General features: G+C 66.0%; 21 protein-coding genes. 16 read left to right on the top strand and 5 right to left on the bottom strand.

The features are described 5' to 3' along the window. The first annotated feature begins 107 nt into the window (after positions 1-107). The 14 genes from Q2K57_RS10200 to der all read left to right on the top strand — a co-directional run bounded on the left by Q2K57_RS10200 (position 108) and on the right by der (position 13838). Positions 108-941, top strand: a complete 834-nt coding sequence (locus Q2K57_RS10200) for an RNA methyltransferase (RefSeq protein ID WP_112055119.1) — start codon at positions 108-110, stop codon at positions 939-941. Between the two features lie 122 nt (positions 942-1063). Next, entirely contained in the window at positions 1064-1939 is an 876-nt protein-coding gene (gene cysE, locus Q2K57_RS10195; RefSeq protein WP_112055118.1) for a serine O-acetyltransferase, read from the top strand. Positions 1940-2104: 165 nt separating this feature from the next. Further along, positions 2105-2584 (top strand): Fe-S cluster assembly transcriptional regulator IscR, encoded by a 480-nt coding sequence (iscR, locus tag Q2K57_RS10190; protein WP_112055117.1) that lies wholly within the window; start codon positions 2105-2107, stop codon positions 2582-2584. Positions 2585-2614: 30 nt separating this feature from the next. After that, a complete protein-coding gene (locus tag Q2K57_RS10185; protein ID WP_112055116.1) occupies positions 2615-3763 on the top strand; it encodes an aminotransferase class V-fold PLP-dependent enzyme in 1149 nt (382 codons plus the stop codon). A gap of 134 nt (positions 3764-3897) precedes the next feature. Then, entirely contained in the window at positions 3898-4224 is a 327-nt protein-coding gene (locus Q2K57_RS10180; RefSeq protein WP_092525818.1) for an iron-sulfur cluster assembly accessory protein, read from the top strand. Positions 4225-4514: 290 nt separating this feature from the next. Continuing rightward, complete coding sequence (gene ndk / locus Q2K57_RS10175; RefSeq protein WP_112055115.1) at positions 4515-4943, top strand: nucleoside-diphosphate kinase; 429 nt, start codon at positions 4515-4517, stop codon at positions 4941-4943. A gap of 63 nt (positions 4944-5006) precedes the next feature. After that, positions 5007-6137, top strand: coding sequence for a 23S rRNA (adenine(2503)-C(2))-methyltransferase RlmN (rlmN, locus tag Q2K57_RS10170; RefSeq protein ID WP_112055192.1), 1131 nt, complete (start codon positions 5007-5009; stop codon positions 6135-6137). 131 nt (positions 6138-6268) lie between these two features. Beyond that, complete coding sequence (pilW, locus tag Q2K57_RS10165; RefSeq protein ID WP_112055114.1) at positions 6269-7033, top strand: type IV pilus biogenesis/stability protein PilW; 765 nt, start codon at positions 6269-6271, stop codon at positions 7031-7033. Between the two features lie 30 nt (positions 7034-7063). Next, positions 7064-8098: a RodZ domain-containing protein gene (locus Q2K57_RS10160; RefSeq protein WP_112055113.1), complete on the top strand. Its 1035-nt coding sequence runs from the start codon at positions 7064-7066 to the stop codon at positions 8096-8098. Positions 8099-8104: 6 nt separating this feature from the next. Beyond that, positions 8105-9220, top strand: coding sequence for a flavodoxin-dependent (E)-4-hydroxy-3-methylbut-2-enyl-diphosphate synthase (gene ispG, locus Q2K57_RS10155; protein ID WP_112055112.1), 1116 nt, complete (start codon positions 8105-8107; stop codon positions 9218-9220). A 76-nt stretch (positions 9221-9296) separates the two neighbouring features. Then, a complete protein-coding gene (gene hisS / locus Q2K57_RS10150) occupies positions 9297-10565 on the top strand; it encodes a histidine--tRNA ligase (protein ID WP_220086267.1) in 1269 nt (422 codons plus the stop codon). 65 nt (positions 10566-10630) lie between these two features. Next, entirely contained in the window at positions 10631-11290 is a 660-nt protein-coding gene (locus Q2K57_RS10145) for a tetratricopeptide repeat protein (RefSeq protein WP_112055110.1), read from the top strand. Beyond that, complete coding sequence (gene bamB / locus Q2K57_RS10140; protein ID WP_304524975.1) at positions 11287-12438, top strand: outer membrane protein assembly factor BamB; 1152 nt, start codon at positions 11287-11289, stop codon at positions 12436-12438. Before Q2K57_RS10145 ends, bamB begins: the two co-directional genes overlap by 4 nt. Next, complete coding sequence (gene der, locus Q2K57_RS10135) at positions 12435-13838, top strand: ribosome biogenesis GTPase Der (RefSeq protein ID WP_112055108.1); 1404 nt, start codon at positions 12435-12437, stop codon at positions 13836-13838. Before bamB ends, der begins: the two co-directional genes overlap by 4 nt. Positions 13839-14004: 166 nt before the next feature. On the opposite strand, the gene Q2K57_RS10130 is transcribed toward der, so the two are convergent. Continuing rightward, positions 14005-14874, bottom strand: coding sequence for an ATP-binding protein (locus Q2K57_RS10130; protein WP_112055107.1), 870 nt, complete (start codon positions 14872-14874; stop codon positions 14005-14007). A gap of 121 nt (positions 14875-14995) precedes the next feature. On the opposite strand from Q2K57_RS10130, the gene Q2K57_RS10125 reads away from it, so the two are divergent. Together Q2K57_RS10125 and Q2K57_RS10120 are read left to right on the top strand one after the other, a co-directional pair. Beyond that, positions 14996-15796 (top strand): M48 family metallopeptidase, encoded by an 801-nt coding sequence (locus Q2K57_RS10125; RefSeq protein WP_112055106.1) that lies wholly within the window; start codon positions 14996-14998, stop codon positions 15794-15796. Further along, on the top strand, positions 15797-16069 hold the full coding sequence (locus Q2K57_RS10120; protein ID WP_309251224.1) for a hypothetical protein: 273 nt from the start codon (positions 15797-15799) through the stop codon (positions 16067-16069). Between the two features lie 238 nt (positions 16070-16307). On the opposite strand, the gene aroE is transcribed toward Q2K57_RS10120, so the two are convergent. From aroE to dprA, 4 genes are all read right to left on the bottom strand, one after another. Beyond that, on the bottom strand, positions 16308-17144 hold the full coding sequence (gene aroE, locus Q2K57_RS10115) for a shikimate dehydrogenase (protein WP_112055105.1): 837 nt from the start codon (positions 17142-17144) through the stop codon (positions 16308-16310). Continuing rightward, positions 17141-18091, bottom strand: a complete 951-nt coding sequence (hemF, locus tag Q2K57_RS10110; RefSeq protein WP_112055104.1) for an oxygen-dependent coproporphyrinogen oxidase — start codon at positions 18089-18091, stop codon at positions 17141-17143. Before hemF ends, aroE begins: the two co-directional genes overlap by 4 nt. Positions 18092-18171: 80 nt before the next feature. Continuing rightward, complete coding sequence (locus Q2K57_RS10105; protein WP_112055103.1) at positions 18172-18741, bottom strand: L-threonylcarbamoyladenylate synthase; 570 nt, start codon at positions 18739-18741, stop codon at positions 18172-18174. A gap of 107 nt (positions 18742-18848) precedes the next feature. Then, a complete protein-coding gene (gene dprA / locus Q2K57_RS10100; RefSeq protein WP_112055102.1) occupies positions 18849-19988 on the bottom strand; it encodes a DNA-processing protein DprA in 1140 nt (379 codons plus the stop codon). Positions 19989-20039 lie beyond the last annotated feature (51 nt).

The raw sequence follows: 20039 nt of genomic DNA, 5'->3' as shown, positions 1-20039 counted from the left end.
GATTCGCCATCCCTTCGCCATCGACAGCACAGGCCAAGGGCCGCAAGCGACCGGTGGTGCATGCTAGACTGTGCCGCCCATCGACACTCAAGACAGGCCCTGGCCCCATGCTCGAGCGCATTCGCATCGTCCTCATCGGCACCAGCCATCCCGGTAATATCGGCGCCACCGCCCGCGCCATGCACAACATGGGCCTCGCCGATCTGGCCCTGGTCGCGCCGCGCAGCGAGTCGCGCTCGGCAGAGGCTATCTCGCGGGCCTCGGGGGCCGACAAGATCCTCCATCACGCCCCGGTGTACGACAACCTGGAAAGCGCCGTGGCCGACTGCCGGCTGGTAGTCGGCGCCAGCGCCCGCTCGCGCACCCTGCCCTGGCCGATGATCACCCCGCGTGCCCTCGGCGAGCGCCTGCCGGCGGAGCTTGCCGATGCCGATGCCCGGGTAGCGCTGGTGTTCGGCCGCGAGGATACCGGCCTGACCAACGCCGAATTGCAGCGCTGTCATGCCCATGTGCATATCCCCACCAACCCGGACTACAGCTCGCTGAACCTGGCCGCCGCCGTACAGGTGCTGACCTATGAATGCCGCCTGGCCTGGCTTGATCACCAACCGGGCGGCCCGGCACCGGAAGCCGACACCGAGTCGGCCACGCAGCGCGACGCCGAGGCCGACCAGGCGGCGGCGAGCGCCGAGCATGAGGCCGTCTTCGGCATCGCCTGGGATCACCCACCGGCCAGCCACGCCGATCTGGAGCGTTACTTCGAACACCTGGAGCGCACGCTGATCACCCTCAAGTTCCATGACCCTGACAAGCCCCGCCAGCTGATGGCCCGGCTACGCCGCCTATATATGCGCGCCCGGCCGGATCAGATGGAGATCAACATTCTGCGCGGCATTCTCAGCGCCACCGAGAAGCAGGCCGCGCGTAACGATCAAGGGTGATAATGAGGGCGTCTGCATAAGCTGACGTGAGAGGGCGCCTTGCAGCGGACAACCGGCGCCCCAATAATCAGAGTCCGCTCGGTTCTGCTGCGTGCCGACTTTCTTCCATAAGGATTTGCCGCATGTTTCGTCGTCTGCGAGAAGATATTAACAGCGTGTTCGCCCGAGACCCGGCGGCGCGCAACTTCCTGGAAGTGCTGACCAACTACCCGGGCCTGCATGCCCTGCTGGCGCATCGTCTGAGCCACTGGCTGTGGCAGAAGAACTGCAAGTGGCTGGCACGCACCCTGTCGCAGCTGTTCCGCGTGCTGACCGGCATCGAAATCCACCCCGGGGCTACCATCGGCCGGCGCTTCTTCATCGACCATGGCATGGGCGTGGTGATCGGTGAGACCACCGAGGTCGGCGACGACGTGACCCTCTACCAGGGCGTAACCCTGGGCGGCACCAGCTGGCATAAGGGCAAGCGTCACCCGACCCTGGAGAACGGCGTGATCGTCGGCGCCGGCGCCAAGATTCTCGGTCCCTTCACGGTGGGGGCGGGGGCCAAGATCGGCTCCAATGCGGTGATCACCAAGGCAGTGCCGAGCGGCGCTACCGTGGTCGGCATTCCCGGCAAGATCGTCAAGCGCGAAGAGCCTGACAGCGAGGAAGTCCTCGACATCGACCCGGCCCGCCGCGAGGCGATGCGCCAGAAGTTCGGTTTCGATGCCTACGGCGTCAGCCAGGACATGCCCGACCCGGTAGCGCGCTCGATGCAGGCGATGCTTGACCACATGCATGCTGTCGATGGCCGCATCGAGCTGATGTGCGAGACCCTGCGCCGGCTCGACCACAGCTATCGAGCAGGCCAACTGCCGGAGCTGCGCGACGAGGATTTCGAGGGCGTGCTCGCCGATGTCGACAGCTGCTGCCCGCCGCTTGACGACGACCAGGGCAAGGGCCCCGCCACTGCCGCCCAGGAAGCGCCCCGCAAGCAAAGCGGCGGAAGCGCCTGAGCCTTTAGCTCCGAATTAAGCCTTTAGCGCCGAATTAAGCCTCTTGAGCGCCCCGGGCCTAATTGTTGACCGCGATACTCGGGATTCTCATAATGGTCGTCTAGCGATCATCCTTCGGCCCGCCGCGTGCGGGTCGGTCCTCGACCCTCTGCGTGCGACTCTGCTATGCGCTTGACCACCAAAGGACGTTACGCCGTCACCGCGATGCTCGATCTGGCGATGAATGGCGCCGCCACGCCCACCAGCCTGGCCGACATTTCCAAGCGCCAGGAGATCTCGCTGTCCTATCTTGAGCAGCTGTTCTCGCGTCTGCGTCGCGCCGGCCTGGTCAAGAGCGTGCGCGGTCCCGGGGGCGGCTATCTGTTGGCTGGTGACCCGGTGGATATTTCGGTCGCACGGGTCATCGATGCGGTCAACGAGTCGGTGGACGCCACCCGCTGCCAGGGGTTGTCCGACTGCCAGCAGGGCGACACCTGCCTGACCCACCACCTGTGGTGCGATCTCTCGAAGGAGATCCACGGCTTTCTCGACGGCATCAGCCTCGGCGAGCTAGTCAACCGCCACGAGGTCAAGAATATCGCCAAGCGCCAGCGGCTGCGCGCCGACGAGGACACCATCGCCGTGTCGTCGCCGACGGCGCCCTGACTCCGTTACCTCACTGTCAACCGGATCACCATGAGCGCTCCCGTCTATCTCGATTATGCTGCCACCACGCCCGTCGACCCGCGAGTCGCCGAGGTGATGGCGCGTCACCTGACCATGGATGGCACCTACGCCAACCCGGCGTCGCGCAGCCATATCGCCGGCTGGCTGGCCGAACAGGCGGTCGAGGGCGCACGCCGCCAGGTCGCCGACCTGATCGGCGCCGATCCCCGAGAGATCGTCTGGACCAGCGGCGCCACCGAGGCCGATAACCTGGCCCTGACCGGCTTCATGCGCGCCAATCGCGCCCGGGGCCGCCATCTGGTGACCTCGATCATCGAACACAAGGCGGTCGTCGACACCGCCAAGGCCCTCGAGGCGGAAGGGTTCGAGGTGACCTGGCTTAAGCCCGGCGCCGACGGCCGCATCACGCCTGACCAGCTCGCCGACGCCATGCGCGACGACACCGCGCTGGTCTCGCTGATGGCGGTCAACAATGAGCTCGGCACCATCAATGACCTCACGGCCCTGTCAGAGGTCGTGCATGCTCGCGGCGCGACCTTCCACGTCGATGCTGCCCAGGCGCCGGGCAAGCTGCCGCTCGACGTCACCGCCATGGGCATCGATCTGCTGTCGCTGTCGGCCCACAAGGCCTATGGCCCCAAGGGCATCGGCGCACTCTATGTGAAGCGCGACCCGGACCTGCGAATCGAGGCGCTGATCCACGGCGGCGGCCACGAGCGCGGCATGCGTTCGGGCACCCTGCCGACTCATCAGATCGTCGGCATGGGCGAGGCCTTTGCCCAGGCGGCCAGCGAAGGCGACGCTGATCGCGCCCACGCCAGTGCCCTTCAGCAGCGCTTCCTGGATGGCCTCGAGGGGCTCGAGGGCCTGCACCGCAACACCGACACCCGGGTGTCGGTGCCGCACATCATCAACCTGGCCTTCAGCGGCCTGGACGGCGAGTCGCTGCTGATGGCGCTGCGCGGCCTGGCGATTTCCACCGGGTCGGCCTGCAACTCGGCAAGCGTCGAGCCGTCCTATGTACTGAAGGGCATCGGCGTGCCCCGGGCGCAGGCCCTGGCCTCGCTGCGCTTCAGCGTCGGCCGCTTCACCACCGAGGCCGACATCGACACCGCCATCGCCGAACTCCGGCATGCCGTGCCGGCGCTGCGTCGCTGACCGCATCACTTACACTCTCGCATCACTTATACTCTGGGGCAGCTCGCTGACACTTTTATCGCGCTCCCTCTTTGCGCACCCTTTGCATGCTCATGCGCTCCCACGTACCCGACACCTTCTAGGAGGCTCGCACCATGGCCCATCTATCGATCACTCCCGCCGCCGCCAGCCAAATCCGTCAGGTGCTCGACGAGCGCGGCCACGGCCTCGGCCTGCGCGTTTCGGTCAAGCCGAGCGGCTGCTCCGGCTACAGCTACGTGCTGGACTTCGCCGATGAGACCGGCGGCGACGACGTCACCTTCGAGGAGCACGGCGTGGCCGTGTATGTCGCGCCCGAAGCGCTGGACATGCTCGATGGCAGCGAAGTCGACTATGTCTCGGAAGGCCTCAACCGCTTTTTCCGCTTCAACAACCCCAACGTCAAGGATCAGTGCGGCTGCGGCGAAAGCTTCACCGTCTGAACCACGAGTCACCATCGAGTCTGCCTGAACGACGACAGCGACTCCCTTCGGGTCTCGCGACCATCGCGACCATCGCGACCACAAGCGCGGTGGTCGGCCTGGTGTGTTGGTCAAAGATTGTCCCCCGCGGACTTCCGGCGTTATAATCCGCGCCTCATCAGCCGCCGAGCGCGGCGGATCCACGATTTTCGACGCGCCGCCCGTGGCATGCACCTCTTGTGTCTCGCTTCGGGCGGCGCGCCGTCCTATGAAGTTCCTGACGCTTCCAACCCCCTACGGAGACCTGTCCCATGGCTACCGAACGCACGCTGTCCATCATCAAGCCCGATGCCGTTTCCAAGAACGTGATCGGCGAGATCTACACTCGCTTCGAAAAGGCCGGCCTCAAGATCGTCGCGGCCAAGATGATCCACCTCTCCCAGGAAAAGGCCGAAGGCTTCTACGCCGAGCACAAGGAACGCCCCTTCTTCGGCGCACTGACCGGCTTCATGACCTCCGGTCCGGTGATGGTTCAGGTGCTGGAAGGCGAGAACGCTATCGCCGTCAACCGTGACCTGATGGGTGCCACCAACCCGAAAGAAGCCGAAGCCGGTACCATCCGCGCTGACTTCGCTGAATCTATCGATGCCAACGCCGCCCACGGCTCCGACTCCGTTGAGTCTGCCGAGCGTGAAGTGGCCTACTTCTTCGGCGCCGACGAGATCTGCCCGCGCGGCTGATAGCGTCTCCACGCGGGAGGCCCGGCCTCCCGCGTACCGCCCACCGACCCCGCGATGCCGACCATGACTGCCACGACCGACACCCCGTCCCGCACCAATCTGCTCGGCATGTCCCGAGAGCAGATGGAATCCTTCTTCCTGTCCATCGGCGAGAAGAAGTTCCGCGCTGCCCAGCTGATGAAGTGGATTCATCAGGAAGGCTGTGACGACTTTGCCGCCATGACCAATCTCTCCAAGGCCCTGCGCGAACGCCTGGCCGAGGTGGCCGAGATCCGCGGCCCCGGCGTGGTCTATGAAGGCACCTCCAGCGACGGGACCCGCAAGTGGGTACTCGAGGTCGAGGATGGCAGCTACGTGGAAACCGTGCTGATCCCGGCCGAGAACGGCAAGCGCCGGACCCTGTGCGTGTCCTCGCAAGTCGGCTGCTCGCTGGATTGCAGCTTCTGCTCCACCGGCAAGCAGGGCTTCCAGCGCAACCTCACCGCCGCCGAGATCATCGGCCAGGTGTGGGTCGCCCAGCGCAGCGTAGGGCCGCGCCGCGACACCGCCAACCGCCCGGTCACCAACGTGGTGATGATGGGCATGGGCGAGCCGCTGATGAACTATGATGCCGTCGTGCCGGCCATGAAGCTGATGCTCGACGACAACGGCTACGGCCTCTCCAAGCGTCGCGTCACCCTGTCGACCTCCGGCGTGGTGCCGAAAATCGACCAGCTTGGCGACGATATCGACGTGAGCCTGGCCATCTCGCTGCACGCCGCCACCGACGAGTTGCGCAGCGAACTGGTACCGCTCAACCGCAAGTACAACATTCGCTCTCTGATCGATGCCTGCAAGCGTTACCTGGCCAAGTGCGACGACACCCGCATCATTACCATCGAATATACGCTGATCAAGGACGTCAACGACCAGCAGGAGCATGCCGAGCAGCTCGCCGCCCTTCTCGAGGAGTTGCCGTGCAAGATCAACCTGATTCCGTTCAACCCCTTCCCGCACTCGGGCTACGAGAAGCCGTCGCGTAACCAGACGATGCGCTTCCAGCAGTGGCTCTACGAGCTGGGGTACACCGCCCCGGTGCGCAGCACCCGTGGCGATGACATCGATGCGGCCTGCGGCCAGCTGGTCGGTCGGGTCAAGGACCGCACCAAGCGCCACGAACGCTATATCCAGTCGATCCAGCTCGACGCCGACTGACGGCCCGGGGTGCGCTTGACTTCAACCAGGCAGAACGCTTTGATGGGCAAGCCTTATCGGTCACGGCAACACCTCATATGCCGTGACCGACTGTTACCCGGAACGCTTCCATCATGCCGCAAGAGATGTCCATGACCCGTCGTCATCGTCGACCGGCTTTTGCCGGACGAGGCGCCCTGATCACCACCCTGCTCTGCATGGTGTGGCTCGGCGGCTGCGCCGCTCCTGCGTCGCAGCAGCGTGATCAGGAAGACTCTGCCGAGGCCTACACCCGCCTCGGCACGGCTTATCTCGAGCGCAACAACCTGCCGCGCGCCACCCGTGCTCTCAACAATGCACTCAAGGCCGATCCCAACGACCCTGAAGCGCTGCAGGCCATGGCGATGATTTTCCAGCGCCAGGGCGAGGCTACCCTGGCTAGTGAATACTTTCGGCGCGCGCTGGACGCCGCTCCCGATTTGACCCGGGCACGCAACAACTTCGCCGCCTTCCTGTATGCTCAGGGACGAACCCGCGAAGCCTGCGATCAGCTGGCCCTTGCCAGCGAAGACACACAATACGCCAATCGCGCCCAGCTTTTTGCCAATCTGGGCCAGTGCCAGCGCGAACTTGGGAATCCGGTACAGGCACGGGAGGCCTTGGAGCGTGCCAAGGTCATCGACCCGCGCATGACCCGAAGTTATCTACTGCTGGCACAGCTTGACTACGCGCAGGGGCATCAAGCCCGTGCCTGGGACAATATCCAGGCGCACATGCGCCTGGCAGGCATCACCCCGGAGAACCTGGCGCTGGCGCGCGACATCGCTCTCGCCAGGGGCGACACCGAGCAGGCCGACTTTTATGCCCGCCAGCTCGCGTCCTCAGGTTCACCGGATGGGTCCCGTGGCACGCCCTGACAACCGATTTTTGATCAAGGATGCTCAGTCATGAGCGACATGCACGACAACGACACCGTCGATATGGCCCGCCAGGCATCCCCCGGTGACATGCTACGCAGCGAACGCGAAAACCAGGGGCTTTCCGTGGAAGAGGTCGCCACATCCCTGAACTTGCGTCCCGCCGTGGTCTACGGCCTGGAAAAAGACGACTACGCGCAGGTGCCAGTGGCTGCCTATCGCCGCGGCTATCTGCGCGCCTATGCCCGCCTGCTGGGCATCGATGAGAAGGGTGTGCTGGATGCCTATCGTGACGTCAACGGCCCTACTGAAACCGAGCGCCGTGTGACGCCAGTCAAGGTCGCCAAGCCGCCCTCGCGGATTGGCGCCTGGCTGGTCAAGCTGGTCACCCTGGTCGTGATTCTCGGCCTCGCCGGCCTGACACTACTGTGGTGGCAGAGCCGCGAAAGCAGCGGTCTGCCGGGGCTTGGCGACAACGAGCCGGTGGCCGTGGATACCTTGGACGGCACTCCCGTGACCGAGGAACCAGCTGGCGTCGACGCAAACAGCGCGGATGCGACCGCCGCGAACTCGGCCAATGGCGACACCGCCGTCGAAACTGCCATCGACGAGGAAATGCCACCGCTGCCCGCCGAGGACAGCGACATGGGCCTGACCGATGGTGCGAGCGCCACAGGTGCCGGCCAATCGTCGGGCACCGATACTGGCGCCCAGGCGACTGCTGCCAACGCCCAGCAAGCCGAGTCCGCCTCGAGCACGTCCGAAAACGTCGCCACCGGGTCTGACTCGACAGAAGCGAGTAACACCTCTGATGCCGCGGGCCCCGACGTGCTGGAGCTGAGCTTCAACGAGCAATCCTGGACCGAGATCTTCGATGCCAACGACGACCGCATCTTCGTTGGCCTGCAGTCGGCCGGCAGCAGCGCCCGTGCCGAAGGCGTGCCGCCCTTCCGCCTGACCATCGGCAACGCCAGCGGTGTAGAGCTGCGTTACCAGGGCGAGGCCGTCGACCTTGGCGAGTACGCCGGCAACAACAACGTCGCCCGCTTCAGCCTAGGAGAATGATTCCGCATGCACGCGCAGTCTCCCATCGTTAGACGCCGCTCACGCCAGATTCATGTCGGCAACGTGCCCGTGGGCGGCGATGCGCCGATCTCGGTGCAGAGCATGACCAACACCGACACCCTGGACGTGGCCGCCACCGTCGGTCAGATCCGACAGCTCGAGGCCGCCGGCGCCGACATCGTGCGCGTCAGCGTGCCGGACATGGATGCCGCCGAGGCCTTCGGCCGCATCAAGCGCGAGGTAAACGTCCCGCTGGTCGCGGATATCCACTTCGACTACCGGATCGCCCTGCGCGTCGCCGAGCTCGGCGTCGACTGCCTGCGCATCAACCCCGGCAACATCGGCCGAGAGGACCGCGTCCAGGCGGTGGTCAGCGCCGCCCGCGACAACGGCATCCCGATCCGCATCGGCGTCAACGCAGGCTCGCTGGAGAAGGACCTGCAGAAGAAATACGGCGAACCCACGCCGGCGGCCCTGGTCGAATCGGCGATGCGCCACATCGATCACCTCGACCGCCTCGATTTCCAGGAATACAAGGTCAGCGTCAAGGCCTCGGATGTGTTCATGGCGGTGGCCGCCTACCGCGACCTCGCCACGCGCATCGAGCAGCCGCTGCACCTGGGTATCACCGAGGCCGGCGGTCTGCGCTCGGGTACGGTGAAGTCGTCGATCGGTCTCGGCATGCTGTTGATGGACGGCATCGGCGACACCATCCGGGTGTCGCTGGCCGCCGATCCGGTCGAGGAGATCAAGGTCGGCTTCGACATGCTCAAGAGCCTCAAGCTCCGCGCCAAGGGCATCAACTTCATCGCCTGCCCCAGCTGCTCACGTCAGAACTTCGACGTCATCGGCACCATGAATGCCCTCGAGGAGCGCCTCGAGGACGTCATGACGCCGCTGGATGTCTCGGTGATCGGCTGCGTGGTCAACGGTCCCGGGGAAGCCAAGGAAACCGATGTCGGCCTGACCGGCGGCTCCCCGGCCAACCTCGTCTACCTCGACGGCAAGCCGGCCAGCAAGCTGCGCAACGACCATCTGGTCGACGACCTTGAAGCGCTGATCCGCGAACGGGTCCGCCTCAAGGAACAGGCCGAGCAGGACGTCATCGCCCGGGACGCCTGAGCCCGACGCCCCCCTCAAGGAGCAAGCAGTGAGCAAGCCCGAAGTAAGCAAGAAAAAAATCCAGGCCATCCGCGGCATGAACGACCTGCTGCCGGACCAGTCGCCCCTGTGGCAGTACTTCGAGGGCCAGGTCCGCGCCCTGATGGGCCGCTACGGCTATGACGAGATCCGCACTCCGGTGGTCGAGCAGACCGCGCTGTTTAAGCGCTCGATCGGTGAAGTCACCGACATCGTCGAGAAGGAGATGTACACCTTCGAGGACCGTAACGGCGACAGCCTGACCCTGCGTCCCGAGGGCACGGCGAGCTGCGTGCGCGCGGCCATGGAACAGGGCCTTTTGCACAACCAGACGCAGCGACTGTGGTACCAGGGCCCGATGTTCCGCCACGAGCGTCCCCAGAAGGGCCGCTATCGGCAGTTCCACCAGGTCGGCATCGAGACCTATGGCCTAGAAGGCCCGGACATCGACGCCGAGGTCATCCTGCTGTCGGCGCGGTTGTGGAAGCAGCTCGGCCTCGACAAGCACGTCACCCTGGAACTGAACTCGCTGGGCTCCATTGATGCCCGCGCCGCCTACCGCGACCTGCTGGTGGCCTACTTCGAGAAGCACCTGGAGGTCCTCGACGAGGACTCCCAACGTCGCCTCTCAAGCAACCCGATGCGCATCCTGGATTCCAAGAACCCGGCGATGGTTGATGTCATCGAAGGCGCGCCCAAGCTGATGGATCACCTCGACGAGGAATCCCGCACGCACTTCGAAGAGCTGACCGCGATCCTCGATGCCGCCGGCATCGATTATGTGATCAACCCGCGCCTGGTGCGCGGCCTCGACTACTATTCGCGTACCGTCTTCGAGTGGACCACCACCGCGCTTGGCAGCCAGGGCACCGTCTGTGCCGGCGGCCGCTACGATGGCCTGGTCGAACAGCTGGGCGGCAAGCCGACCCCGGCGGTCGGCTTTGCCATGGGCGTCGAGCGGCTGATCCTGCTGCTCGAGACCCTCGAACTGGTGCCCGATGAGGCCCGCCCGCCGCTGGATGTCTACCTGCTCGGCATGGACGCAGCGGCCACCCGCAGCGCCCTGCTGCTGGGCGAGACGCTGCGCGGCGCACTGCCCGAACTGCGTGCCCAGGTGCACTGCGGCGGCGGCAGCTTCAAGAGCCAGATCAAGAAGGCCGACAAGAGCGGCGCCCGACTCGCGCTGTTGATCGGCGAGGATGAACTCGCCGAAAATGCCGTGACCGTCAAATTCATGCGCGAGGACCGGGAGCAGCAGCGCCTGTCCCGCGAGACCCTCGCCGAGGTCCTGCCGGCACTGGTCGACCGGCCGCTGGGCCACGCCTAACATCCATGATGCCCACCCCCGCACCGGCTGCCGTTGCGGGGGTCACTGACGCAAGGAGACCGCCCGTGGCGGAGCTGAACACCGAAGAAGAACAGCTAGAGGCCATCAAGCGCTGGTGGAAAGAAAACGGCACCTCGCTGATCGCCGGCGTGGTGATCGCCGCCGCCGGGATCTTCGGCTGGAAGGCCTGGGAGGGCTATCAGGCCAATCAGGCCGAGGCCGCCTCCATGCGCTACCAGCAGCTGCTGACTCTGGCCAGCCAGCCAACGCTTGAAGACGCTGCCCTGACCCAGGCCCGCGAGCAGGTGACCGCGCTCAACGACGAACACGGCGGCAGCCTCTACGCCGACCTGGCCACACTGATCGAGGCACGTCTGGCGGTGGCCGACGGTGATCTGACCGGCGCCCGTGATGCCCTGTCCAGGCTGATCGAGTCGACCGATCGCGGCTATCTCAAGGACCTGGCGCGGCTGCGCCTGGCCCGTCTGCAACTGGCCGACGACGAGGCCGACACCGCGCTTGCCACCCTGGACGCCATCACTAGTGAAGCCCTCGGCGCCCAGCGCATGGAACTGCGTGGCGACGCCCAGCTGTCGCTCGGCAACCGGGAAAATGCCCGCGAGGCCTATCGCGAAGCCCTGGCCACCGCCGAAGCCAGCGGTCAGCCGCTGTTCGGCACACAGCTCAAGCTCGACAACCTCGGTGCAGAGGAAGCCACGCTATGAAATCGACTCTGGTGATCGCGTTGGCATCACTTAGCCTACTCGCCGGCTGTGCCGGTCAGGTCGAACCCGAGACGCCGCCCAAGGAACTCACCAGCTTCACCGAGAGTGTGACGCTGGACGGCCTCTGGTCCGTGCAGGTCGGCGACGGCCTTGGCGAGGCGCGCTATCCAATCAGCCCGTCCCTGGACGGCGACACCCTGTTCGCCGCCGATGCCGAAGGCGAACTGATGGCGATCGACGCCGAGAACGGCGAACGGCGCTGGACGGTCGAGCTCGACAATCCCGTCTCCAGCGGCCTGACCGCCGTGGCCGAGCGGCTCTATCTGGGCACCCGCAACGGCGAAGTGCTGGCCATCGACCAGGCCGACGGCAAGGTGCTGTGGCGCTCTCGCGTGCCCAGCGAAGTGCTGGCCGCCCCCCAGCCCAACCAGCGGCTGCTCGTTGTACAGAGCGTCGATGGCAGCGTCACTGCGCTTGAGCGCGACAGCGGCGCCGAGCAGTGGGTCTATACCACCAGTGCCCCCGCCTTGACCCTGCGCGGCACCGGCACGCCGAGGGTCATCGAGCCGGTGACCTTCGCCGGCTTCGCCAACGGCCGCATCGCCACCATCGACAACCGCAGCGGCCAGGCCCTCTGGGAGCAGCGCATCGCCGTGCCCAAGGGCCGCAGCGAAGTGGATCGCCTGATCGACCTCGACGGCGAGCCGCTGCTGACCCGCGATGGCCGCCTCTACCTGACCAGCTACCACGGCCGCCTGGTGGCCATGGAAGCCCAGAGCGGCGAGACCCTGTGGGAGCGCGACATCTCGAGCTACCTGTCACCGCTGCTGGTCGGCGAGACCCTCTACGTCATCGACGACGCCAGCCATGTGCTGGCGCTGGACGCCCTGTCCGGCCAAATCAAATGGCGCAGCAACGCCCTCGAAGGTCGCCAGCTGACTGCCCCGGCCTTTGCCGACGGCAAGCTGGTGCTCGGCGATTTCGAAGGCTATTTGCACCTGCTCGATGCCACCGACGGCCGCCTGGCCGGTCGCGAGCACATCGATAGCTCGGGCATCAGCCTGCGCCCCCTCACTGACGGTCGGCGCATTCATGCGCTGGCCAACGACGGGCGCCTAGAGGCGCTGGAGATCCGCGAACTACCATGAATCCTGTCATCGCCCTGGTCGGCCGACCCAATGTCGGCAAGTCCACGCTCTTCAACCGCCTGACCCGTTCGCGGGACGCCCTGGTGGCCGACTTCCCGGGCCTCACCCGTGACCGCAAGTACGGCAACGGGGCACTCGGCGACAAGACCTACACGGTGATCGATACCGGCGGCATCAGTGGCGACGAGCAAGGCATCGACGCCGCCATGGCCGAACAGTCGCTACTGGCCATCGACGAGGCCGACATCGTGCTGTTCATGGTCGACGGTCGCGCCGGCCTGAACGTCGCCGACGAGGCCATCGCCAACCACCTGCGCGTCAACCAGAAGAAGACCTGGCTAGTCGTCAACAAGACCGACGGCCTGGACGAAGACACCGCGTCCGGTGACTTCTGGGGACTGGGCATCGGCGACCCGCGCCCGATCGCCGCGGCCCACGGCCGCAACGTCACCTCGCTGATCGAGGAAGTGCTCGAGCCCTTCCCCGAGCGTGAAGCCAACGCCGCGCCGCCGGACCTGAGCAACGGGATTCGCATCGGCGTGATCGGCCGGCCCAACGTCGGCAAGTCGACCCTGGTCAATCGCCTGCTCGGCGAAGACCGGGTGGTGGTCTTCGACGAGGCGGGCACCACCCGCGACGCCATTGAGATCCCCTTCGAGCGCCGCGGCAAGCCCTATGTGCTGGTCGACACTGCCGGGGTTCGTCGGCGCAAGAACGTCACGGAAATCGCCGAGAAGTTCTCGATCATCAAGACGCTGGACGCCATCAAGGAGTGCCATGTCGCGATCATGGTGCTGGACGCGCGCTCAGGCCTGGTCGAGCAGGACCTGCACCTGCTCGACTATGTGCTGAGTTCTGGGCGTGCCCTGGTGCTGGCAGTCAACAAGTGGGACGGCCTGGAGGCCGAAGCCAAGGACAAGATGCGCGCCGCCATCAAGCGCCGCCTGGGCTTCGCCGACTACGCCGAGATGCACTTCATTTCGGCGCTGCACGGCACCGCGGTGGGCGATCTCTATCCGTCCATCGACCGCGCCTTTGCCTCTGCCAACAGCCACTGGTCGACCAACCGCCTGACCAACATCCTGCAGGATGCGGTCACCGAGCATCAGCCGCCGCTGGTCCATGGCCGCCGCATCAAGCTGCGCATGGCGCACCAGGGCGGCAGCAACCCGCCGATCATCGTCGTGCACGGCAACCAGACCGAAGCGCTGCCGGAAGCCTACAAACGCTTCCTGACCAACACCTTCCGCAAGGTACTCAAGGTGCGCGGCACGCCGATCCGCTTCGAGTTCCGCTCCGGCAAGAACCCGTATGACAGCATGGCCGGCGCCGGCGACCGCGAGAAGGCCAAGAAGCGCGAGCTGGGCCGGACCAAGGAAGCCCGCAAGAACCGCCGCTAGGCTGGCTCACGAGAGCCTTCAGAAGCACCTGGCGCATCACAAGCCCCCGTCGGACTCGCTCCGGCGGGGGCTGTGTTTTTAAAGACGACGTGTGAATAGCGCTTGTGAATAGGGCTTGTAAAGACCGGTTGTGCAGCAGCACTCGACCCAGGGCTTTCAGCCAGGTTCAGGCTTCTGCCTGCAGACGCCGGCTACCGATCCACTGGCAGGCGAACTGCCAGGCGATGCGCCCGCTGCGTCCGCCGCGCAGGGTGGCGAAGCGCACGGCCTCGGCGCGGGCATCGGGCGACCAGTCCTCGGCGGCGCCGAGATGGGCGACCCAGTGCTGGCAGGTCTCCAGGTAGGCGTCCTGGCTGAAGGGATGGAAGGCCAGCCAGAGGCCGAAACGGTCCGACAGCGAGATTTTCTCCTCGACGGCATCGCCATGATGCAGCTCATCGTCCACCACGCGGGTTGCCTGATTGTCGCTCATGGATTCCGGCAGCAGATGGCGACGGTTAGAGGTGGCGTAGAGCAGCACATTCTCGGGTGGGCCGGTGATAGCGCCGTCGAGCACGCTCTTCAGGGCCTTGTAGGCATCGTCGTGGCCCTCGAAAGACAGATCGTCGCAATACACCACGAAACGATGCGGCTCGTTGCGCAGCAGAGCCACCAGGCTCGGCAGACCCGCCAGATCGTGCCGGTCCACCTGCACCAGGCGTAGCCCTTCAGGGGCCAGGCCATTGAGCAGGGCCCGAACCAGCGATGACTTGCCACTGCCTCGGGCGCCCCACAGCAGGGCATGGTTGGCGGGGTAGCCGCGCAGGAAGGCGCGGGTATTGTCGATCAGCGCGCGCTTCTGTCGCTCGATGCCCAGCAGGTCATCCAGGCCAAGCGCGTCTCGGGGCGGAACCGGCATCAACTGCCCACCCAGGGCATGACGCTGCCATAGGGCGGCGATGTCATGTTGCCAGTCGATCTCGACCGAGACAGGCGGCAGCCATGGCTCCACCCGTTCCATCATTTCCAGCAGGCGCCGGGCCAGGGCGTCATCCATGCAGTATCTCCTTGGTTGCAGACGTCGCGGTTTTACCGCACTGGCGATCGGAGTATCTTGTGGCAAACTGTGATATGCCGTCCAGCGAACCTTTCGCTGCCGGCCCAAGGAGGATGTGACAATGCGTTGGATACAAGGAATGGCCGTGGGCGCCCTGAGTCTGGCCCTGGCGGCCTGCTCGAGTTCACCCACCGGGCGGCAACAGCTGACGCTGGTGTCCGACCAGCAGCTCAACCAGATGGGCGCGCAAACCTTCGAGCAGTACCAGCAGGAGCTGCCGACGGTGGGCGGCGCCACCCTGAACTATGTGCAGTGCGTGTCGAATGCCATCGTCGCCGAACTGCCGTCTTCGAACCTGGCGCCCAGCTGGCAGGTCAAGGTCTTCGATGATCCCTCGGCCAACGCCTTCGCCTTGCCCGGCGGCTATATCGGCGTCAACACCGGCCTGCTCGAGATCGCCAGCAACCAGGACCAGCTGGCCGCGGTGATCGGCCACGAGGTCTCCCACGTCCTGGCACGCCATGCCAACGAACGCGTGTCGACCCAGCAGGCCACCCAGCTCGGCCTGTCGGTGATCCAGAGCGCCGCCGGCATCCAAGGGCCCCAGGGCGACGCCATAATGGGCGCTCTCGGCGCTGGGGCTCAATACGGCATCATGCTGCCCTTCTCTCGCAGCCACGAAAGCGAGGCGGATACGCTGGGCATTCAGCTGATGGCCGATGCCGGCTTCGACCCCCGCGCCAGCGTGACCCTGTGGGAGAAGATGAGCCAGGCGGGCGGCGGCCAGCCACCGGTGTGGATGTCCACGCACCCCAGCAACAATCAGCGTATCAGCGGCCTCGAGGCCAGCATGAACGAGGCCCTGCCTCGCTACCAGCAGGCGCGCCAGTCAGGCAAGACGCCCAACTGTAGCCGTTCCTAGATGACCCGCCGGCACCTGATTCGCGCAGGCATGGCCCTGCTGATTCTGCCGATCGTAGTGCTGCTTGGGATCTACTTTCTGGAACTCGGCGACGTGCGCGGCTGTATGCTCGACGGCGGCCATTGGGACTATCTTGACGGGGTCTGTCGCGACACGCCTCAGCCCTTCGTACCCTGGCTCGTCCGTGCGCCCTGGCTGGTGAATGGCGGCCTCGCGCTGTCGGTGCTGGGACTGGGCATGACCATGGCGGGGCTGTATATCAAGAAACGCTGAAGGCGCTACTTCAAGCACCGCTGAGGCGAGCGTTGCGCTCTCTGAGTGGCCCTATTTAATTCGCCCTGCCTAAGCGGCCTTTCGCCTGCCCAAGCAAAAGCCCGCCGGTCTGATGACCGGCGGGCTTTTGCTTGGTGGACTTTTGCTTGATGTGCTGGGGCCAACGCTAGGGTCTGATGCTTAGCCCCGAGGCTTGGGTTTGAAAAGAGGAGCTGAAGAGAGGGGTTGAAGAAAAGCCCTAGCCGTTGGCGGTAAGTGCCTGGCGCAGCATCTCGCGCACCGGCGCCGTATCGGGACGGCGGTTACGCCACTGATAGAAAGACTCGGCGGCCTGCTCGACGAGCATTCCCAGGCCATCCACGCCGCGGGCGCCGCGCTCGGATGCCCAGGCCAGGAAGACCGTGGGCTTGGCGCCGTACATCATGTCGTAGGCGGTGGCGCCGGGGGCGAACAGATCGTCAGGTAGCGGCGGCAGGTCGCCGCCAAGGCTCGCGCTGGTGCCATTGATCACCACATCGAAGGGCCCCGTCACGGCGTCGAAGCCACCGCCATGCAGGCGGGTCTGGCCGTCATTCAGCGCGGCAAAGTCCGTGGCCAGGCCACTCGCCTTCTCGGCGGTGCGGTTGGCGATCATCACCTCGGCGGGCCCTTCAGCCAGCAGCGGCTCGATCACCCCTCGCACCGCGCCGCCGGCGCCCAGCACCAGCACCCGGGCGCCGGCAAGCGTGACGCCGTGGTGCTGAAGGTCCCGCACCAGGCCAATCCCGTCGGTAGTGTCGCCAAAGGTGCGCCCATCCTTGCCGAGTACCAGGGTGTTCACTGCCCCGGCTCGTCGGGCACGGGGGCTCAGTACCTCGCAGAGGCGAAAGGCCTCTTCCTTGAAGGGTACGGTGACGTTGGCACCACGACCGCCCGCCGCCACGAAGTCGCGCCAGGCGCCGGCGAAGTCGTCCCGGGGCGCTTCGATGGCGGTGTACGTCATGGTATCGCTGCTCTGGGCGGCGAAAGCCGAGTGGATCTGCGGCGACTTGGAATGGCCGATTGGGTGGCCGAACACGCAGTAGCGATCGCTCATGCCTCGCCCTCCTCGGCGCTCGCGGCTTCCTCAGCTTCGGCAAGCCAGTCCCGGGGCCGCAGGTAATCCTGGTAGAGCACTTCTTCAGGGCTGCCCGATTCAGGCGTCCAGCCATAGTGCCAGTGGGCCGCCGGCGGCATCGACATCAGGATCGATTCGGTGCGACCGCCGCTTTGCAGACCGAACAGGGTGCCGCGGTCCCAGACCAGATTGAACTCCACGTAGCGCCCGCGCCGGTAGAGCTGGAAGTTGCGCTCCCGCTCGCCATAGTCGTCGTCGCGACGGCGCTTGACGATCGGCAGGTAGGCGTCGAGAAAGCTGTCGCCCACCGCTCGCTGGAAGGCGAAGCAATCATCGAAGCCCCCCTCGTTGAGATCATCGAAGAAGAGCCCGCCCACTCCGCGGGTCTCATCGCGGTGCTTCAAGTAGAAATACTCATCGCACCAGGTCTTGTAGCGGGTATATACGCCCTCACCGAAGGGCGCGCAGGCGTCCCTGGCCACCCGATGCCAGTGCACCACATCCTCGAACACCGGATAGAAGGGCGTCAGGTCGTAGCCGCCGCCGAACCACCAGACCGGGGCCTCGCCTTCTTTCTCGGCGATGAAGAAGCGCACGTTACCGTGACTAGTCGGCACATGAGGGTTGGTCGGGTGCAGCACCCACGACACGCCGACCGCGTGGAAGCTGCGACCGGCGAGCTCGGGGCGCGCCGCGCTGGCCGAGGCAGGCAGTTCGGCGCCATATACATGGGAGAAGTTGACGCCGCCCTTCTCGAAGACGGCGCCGTTCTCGATTACCCGCGAACGTCCACCGCCACCGGAGGGGCGGTCCCAGGCGTCTTCACGAAAATCGGCGCCGCCGTCCTCGGCGGCCAGTGCCGCGCACAGGCGGTCCTGCAGGTCGAGCAGGTAGGTCTTGACGGCATCGAGATGGGCGTGTGCCACATGGCCTCCAGTCACAGCTTCAAAGTGGGAATAGGGGTCACCGAGGCGGCGATCAAACCTCAAGCGTCGCCGCCCGGTTTTCAGTCTCGCAGCACGCGGCCGCTGACCAGGTCACGGATGGTGCTCGGCTTGGGATGATCGCCTAGCGGCCCATCGAGCACCGCCGCAACGCCGTTACCGAGGGAATCGCGCACGGCCGAGGCCGTCAGCGCCGGCGGCTCGCCGGTCCGGTTGGCAGAGGTCGACACGATCGGGCCGCCATAGGCCTCGCAGAGCCTGGCCACCAGCGGATGATCGCTGACCCTCAGCGCCACGCTCTGGTGGGCGCCGCGCAGCAGGGGATGCGAGCGGCCATTGTCCGGCACCAGCCAGGTGTTGGGGCCGGGCCAGCTCGCCACCAGCGGCGCATGCTGCTCGGCGGGCAGCCCGTCGAGCCAGGGTGCAAGCTGCGCGATGTGGCCCGCGATCAGGATCAGCCCCTTGGCAGGATCGCGCTCCTTGAGGCGCAGCAGCGCCGTCAACGCCCGCTCATTGTCGGGGTCACAGCCAAGGCCCCAGACCGCTTCGGTCGGGTAGGCAATCACGCCACCGGCGTCTAGGGCATCCACTGCGGCCTTAAGCGCGGCGTCGAGGGCGGGAGTGTCGGTCATCGGCGATCCTATGTATCGAAAGAACTGGGCGTCGAAAACATCTGGGCATCGGGAGCAACTGACGCAAAGTCTATCATGTGCGCCCCGCCCGAGGGGCCGCTGAGCTGTTACAGAAGACGCCCGGACAGGCGGACCCAGCCGCCTACCGCCTGGGTGGCCAGCCCCTCGATTTCAAGCTCGAGCAGCCGCCGCTGACAGTGTCCGACATCCTGACCGGTGAGCTCGACCAGAACATCCAGCGGCGTGGGGCGCTCGCTCAGCAACTCGAGCAGCGGATCTTGGGGGCCGGCATCGCTCGCCGCAGGGACATGCGTCACCTGGCGTGTGCGGGCAGGCGCATCAATCGAACCGATAGCCGCTGCCCCGGCCCAGGGCGGCAACTCCTCGAGGATATCCTCGATGCCGGTTACCAGGGTCGCCCCCTGGCGAATCAGCCCCAGACAGCCCCTGGCCTGGGGATTGTGGATCGAGCCCGGCAGGGCAAATACCTCGCGGTTCTGCTCCATGGCAAGCCGGGCGCTGACCAGCGAGCCACTCTTCTCGGCGGCCTCGACCACCAGCACCCCGAGCGACAGCCCGGTGACGATGCGGTTGCGGCGGGGAAAGAAGGCCGGACGAGCCCGAGTGCCTGGCGGGTGCTCCGAGAGCAGCAGCCCGCCCTCGCCCTGCAGGCGGCGATGCAGCGCCTCATGGCGCGGCGGATAGACCACATCGACCCCGCAGCCCAACACCGCCACGCTCGCGCCGCCGGCATCCAGGGCCGCACGCTGGGCGGCACCGTCGATACCCAGTGCCATGCCGCTGACGGTGGCATAGCCCTGGCCCGCCAGGTCGCGACCAAAGGCGGCGGCGCTCTCAAGCCCATCGCGAGTGGGCCGTCGGGAACCGACAATGGCCAGTGCTGGTGGCGTCAGGGCGGCGAGGTCGCCGCAGGCCCACAGCACGGCGGGTGGATCGGGCAGTTCATCGAGCAGTGCAGGCCAACACGAGTGGCCAGGATGCAGAAGGGCGTGATGAACAGAGGCGGCAAGCCAGCCATCGAGGGCGTCCACGGCTGGCGCCAGGGGGCTGCGATCGGGATGGTCGAGCCACAGCCTGAGCGCCGTGGCGGCGGGTCGCGGCAGCAGCGCCAGCCAGCCCTCGGGCCAGCTCTCGAGACATTCCGGCGCGCGTTCGCGCAGGGTCTGAATGCGCCGCGGCCCGAGCCCCGGCAGCAGCGATAGTACCAGCCAGTCCTTGGCCGTCATCACGCCGTCCTCTTTATTTAGATAGCGTCCGCTAATGATTGAGATGATGTC

The organism is Halomonas sp. I5-271120, assembly GCF_030553075.1.
GTDB lineage: Bacteria > Pseudomonadota > Gammaproteobacteria > Pseudomonadales > Halomonadaceae > Onishia > Onishia taeanensis_A.
This window is presented reverse-complemented; position numbering and strand designations above follow the sequence as displayed.